The organism is Sulfitobacter undariae, assembly GCF_014196805.1.
GTDB classification, from domain to species: Bacteria; Pseudomonadota; Alphaproteobacteria; order Rhodobacterales; family Rhodobacteraceae; genus Sulfitobacter; species Sulfitobacter undariae.
In genome coordinates this window covers 1-3,904 of the sequence record NZ_JACIEI010000037.1, presented here as the reverse complement: position 1 = coordinate 3,904, position 3,904 = coordinate 1, and the positions used below count along the sequence as shown (strand labels likewise).

Genomic DNA, 3,904 nt, shown 5'->3' with positions numbered 1-3,904 from the left:
ACGACATTCTTGCACAAAGGCCCTCACCAGACCTTCGCTCGATTGCGCACCTTCGGCATTCTGATCAAGCCACGCACGCATCTGTTTGACCCGCTATGACCGGTGCCCGAAGGTCTTCCTTTCGGCGATCGCCCTCGCCGCCCTCGTCATCTACTGGTTATGAATCCTGACCCTAAGCTGCGGAATAGCTCGTAAAGACCTCGCTGCTACCATCCCGGCGGATCAAGAACACATCATAAGCTTCACGCTGATCTTCTGGGCCCATTCCAGGCGACCCATAGGGCATGCCAGGAACAGCGAGACCGACAGCATCTGGCCGTTCAGCCAACAGGCGGCGGATGTCGGCGACCGGCACGTGCCCTTCGATCATGTAACCCTCAATCTCGCCCGTGTGGCACGATATCATTCTTTGCGGGATGCCGTTGTCCAGCTTGTGACGCATCATAAGAGTCCCAAAGCTCCGCTCCTCGGTGACGCGAAAGCCCTCCTGCCTAAGAATGGCGACCCAGGCGCGACAGCAGCCGCAATTAGGGTCTTTGAGAACGTGGATTGTTGGTGCAACTTGCGCAAATGCCGCAAGCGGCGCGGCGCTGGCAATGCCAGCGACGGCGGTCAAAATTTGGCGGCGCGTTATGTGCATCGCATTTCTCCTTTTGGATGGCATGTCTTGTGCGGGCCTTGGGTTGCGCAGTTGGGCGAACGTGCTGTCGAAGCCCTTTGCGGATGGTATGCCGGACATCGTTTATCTCCCCGTGATATTTCCCTCGCGTTGGTCTTGTACCTGATGTCCCGGCTTACCTTTCGTCGCGCGAAAGCCGTCCCAGAACAGCAGTGCCACCCCACAGAAAATCGCCACGTCAGCGAGGTTGAAGGACGGCCAGTGGTATGTTCCGAAATGAAAATCCAGAAAGTCAGGGACCGCCTGATAGCGCAGACGATCAAGGATATTGCCAAGCGCGCCTCCGATGATCAGACCGAGCGCCGCACCTGTCAGCCTGTCCGGAGCCTTCCACAGCCAGATCAGCAGCCATGCCACGACCACGGCAGCAAGTGCGACCAGACCCCACCAGGGTACGACCCCGCCGAGCATACCGAAGCTGACCCCATCGTTCAAAACCCGCACGAGGTTGAGAAAGGGCAGAACCTCGACCCCGTTCTCAAGCGCCGGGGAGTTCAGGGCAAGAGCCTTGGTGCCCTGATCAACACCAAACGCGGCGATGGCGCAAAGCCCACCGAGAACGCGGCTGTTCATGCCACCGCCTTCAGATCGGCCCGCGCGTCGCGGATGATCGCCCATGACGAGTGCAGGAACAGTCCGGCGATCCCGAACGCGACGATAAGATCGGGCCAAGCGCTGCCCAGCCAAACCACTAGCCCAGCGGCGATAACGACTGCGGCGTTGCCGATGGCGTCGTTACGCGAGAAAAGCCAGACAGCGCGCATGTTCGCATCGCCCTTGCGGTACCGCAACAACGGCAGCACGGAGATGACATTTATCACAAGAGCAATCAGGCCCAGAATCCCCATCAATGTGGCGTCTGGGGTTGTCGGCTCGAATGCCCTTATGATGGTCGTGCTAAAGACCCCAAGGCCAAGCAGGCCGAGAAAGATGCCCTGGATCAGGGCAGAGCGTGCCCGCCAGAGAAGGCTCCATCCGATGGCAAGAAGCCCCAAGAAAGTGATCGCGCCATCGCCGATGAAATCCAGCGCGTCGGCCTTCACCGCCTGTGACCCGGCAATAAACCCACCAATCATTTCCAGAACGCCGTAACCGACATTTAGAATCACGACGATCCAGAGCGCGCGGCGGTAGCCCGGGTCCTGATGGGCCGCACTTTGCTGAAGGTCCTCGTCGCTCTCGATGCGGTCGAACCCATATCCCGTTGTCTCAACGGCTTTTTCAATCTCCGGCAGGCTTGCTTCAGGGACTTTCAGAGTCATGATATGGGTCGCCGCTGATACTTTCACTGCGTCGGGCGCGACACCCGCAGACTGCGCCGCCCGCTCGATCTGGGCGGCATCCTTGGCGCAATCCATTCCGGAAACCCGGTAACGGACGGGCGACGTATCTGCTGTCGATCGGGTGCTTTCGGTGTTGGCCATCGGTGCAATACTCCTGCTAAAGTGGATCAAGTTCAAACATATCAGCAAGGAGTGATATGATGCAAGTCTTCGCCGATCGCAATGCTGCGGCCGCTGGCATCGAGCGTAGGGCAAAGCTCTTTCGCGGTCTTGCCGACCCGAGCCGACTGGCGATACTGGGCGTGCTGTGTGAAGGACCGTTGGTTGTTCACGAGATCGTCAAACGCACAGGGCTATCGCAGCCCAACGTGTCAAATCATTTGCGATGCCTTCTGGATTGCGGACTTGTCGCCAGCGACCGCGATGGGCGCTTCATTCGCTACCGGATCAGCAGTCCGCGTATTACAGCTCTTTTGAATGACGTGGACGCCCTTCTCGATGTGGTCGCAGAGGGTGTTGAGGCGTGTGACAATTATTGCGGGGAATAAACGGTCCTTTGCGTGTGTGCTTGGATTCCATGAAAGGTTTGGATCGCAATAATTTAGTCGATCAACGGACGCAGCAACTCCACTGCATCGACATCTAGTGCCACTGCGACCTTTTGGGTCTATCCCAACAAAGGTACGAAATGCGACATAGGATTATCCCTGATTTCTGACGCGCATGATTGTTTGCCTGCTGGTTTCAAAATGGCGTGCAATGGCTGAGATCGTCTCGCCGTTTTTGATCTTGTCTCTCACTTCAGCCTGCTGATCCGCCGATAATGCTGATCGCCTCCCATTCGCCCATGTCATGGGCACATATCAACATGCTCGGCGAGTACGACTTCTCCGAGGAAAAGCTCCGCGATACCCTTGGCATCCTGCCCCCGAAAAAGGCAGCATAAACAGAGCAGCAAAACGGGTGGGGCGAAAACACGGAAAACGCCATCAGACCAACATCATGGCGTGAACGCTATGTCGCATTACGTACCTTTGTTGGGAGGAACCCATCGTTCAAAAACCACCTTTTCCGGAACGGCGCTACCTTGCCACTTTAAGCAAATCCCGGGCCTCAATGTTCAAAGCCGCAGCCAACCGCGCAATATTATCGACAGAAATATTCTGCTCGGATCGCTCGACTGCACTAAGATAGGTGCGGTTTAGCCCGCTCTCCAAAGCAAGTCGCTCCTGCGACCAGCCACGCTCCGCGCGGTGGAGCCGCAGGTTGCGGGCGAGTACATCGCGGAGCTGGCTTTTTGGCGTTCTTTTCACATCTGGAAAAGGCGCTATTGTCGGTTATAACTCTACCTGTTTTAAGATACATTCGGAGTGATCTAAATAAGATCACAGAATGTAATTCTACGGCGATGAAGGTGCTTGCGATGTTTGATACCGTAACTCAAAAGTTTGATCTGCTCATAGGTGATGTGTTTGTTCAAAAAAACGACAACGAATGGGCTAAGGACTTCAAAAAACAGATGGCTGGTAGGGGCTTTACCATGGTGAACGGGGTGACGGTCTGCGTGACCCTCATTGATCCCGATCAGAGTACTCCCATAGCACTTACCATAGTCCCTGTTGCGCGTCGGCTGTCCCCGATCAAAAGGGAGCCAAGGTCCCGTCATGAAGCTGAACAGGTCGAATTTATGGAGTATCGGGCGTTTTTCGGCCCTAAAGCTGGGTTCAGATGGGGATCCCATATCATCAACGGGATAATCGGCGATAATCGTGGGAAATTACCCGCAAAGTGGATTGCCGCTAATATCTCGAACGATAGCTGACGTAGGTGTTCCGAAGCCGTATGGGCAGACTTGAAACCGCCCCCTCCAATTGTTACATGTAACGAAAGGAGAGTCCCATGCCGACACCAGTCTCAGAACGTGTTCAGAAGCGCCGCGATA

7 protein-coding genes are annotated in these 3,904 nt (G+C 55.9%); 2 read left to right on the top strand and 5 right to left on the bottom strand.

The features are described from left to right. Positions 1 to 172: 172 nt before the first annotated feature. From GGR95_RS18730 to GGR95_RS18720, 3 genes are all read right to left on the bottom strand, one after another. Positions 173 to 640, bottom strand: a complete 468-nt coding sequence (locus tag GGR95_RS18730) for a DUF411 domain-containing protein (RefSeq protein ID WP_112313392.1) — start codon at positions 638 to 640, stop codon at positions 173 to 175. A gap of 102 nt (positions 641 to 742) precedes the next feature. Further along, positions 743 to 1,252 carry a signal peptidase II gene (lspA, locus tag GGR95_RS18725; RefSeq protein ID WP_055296365.1) on the bottom strand — a complete coding sequence of 170 codons (510 nt, stop codon included), beginning with the start codon at positions 1,250 to 1,252 and terminating at the stop codon, positions 743 to 745. Beyond that, positions 1,249 to 2,103 (bottom strand): cation efflux transmembrane domain-containing protein, encoded by an 855-nt coding sequence (locus GGR95_RS18720; RefSeq protein ID WP_037298733.1) that lies wholly within the window; start codon positions 2,101 to 2,103, stop codon positions 1,249 to 1,251. The genes lspA and GGR95_RS18720 overlap by 4 nt, the downstream gene beginning before the upstream one ends. A gap of 56 nt (positions 2,104 to 2,159) precedes the next feature. Between GGR95_RS18720 and GGR95_RS18715 the strand changes: the two genes are divergently transcribed. After that, the gene (locus tag GGR95_RS18715) at positions 2,160 to 2,510 is read left to right on the top strand and encodes an ArsR/SmtB family transcription factor (RefSeq protein WP_184568386.1); all 351 of its coding nucleotides are present in this window, start codon (positions 2,160 to 2,162) and stop codon (positions 2,508 to 2,510) included. A gap of 153 nt (positions 2,511 to 2,663) precedes the next feature. On the opposite strand, the gene GGR95_RS18710 is transcribed toward GGR95_RS18715, so the two are convergent. Continuing rightward, positions 2,664 to 2,816 carry a helix-turn-helix domain-containing protein gene (locus GGR95_RS18710; protein ID WP_114865794.1) on the bottom strand — a complete coding sequence of 51 codons (153 nt, stop codon included), beginning with the start codon at positions 2,814 to 2,816 and terminating at the stop codon, positions 2,664 to 2,666. Between the two features lie 228 nt (positions 2,817 to 3,044). Then, entirely contained in the window at positions 3,045 to 3,275 is a 231-nt protein-coding gene (locus GGR95_RS18705; RefSeq protein ID WP_184568385.1) for a helix-turn-helix domain-containing protein, read from the bottom strand. A 110-nt stretch (positions 3,276 to 3,385) separates the two neighbouring features. Between GGR95_RS18705 and GGR95_RS18700 the strand changes: the two genes are divergently transcribed. Beyond that, entirely contained in the window at positions 3,386 to 3,784 is a 399-nt protein-coding gene (locus tag GGR95_RS18700; protein ID WP_184568384.1) for a hypothetical protein, read from the top strand. The last annotated feature ends 120 nt before the right edge of the window (positions 3,785 to 3,904 follow it).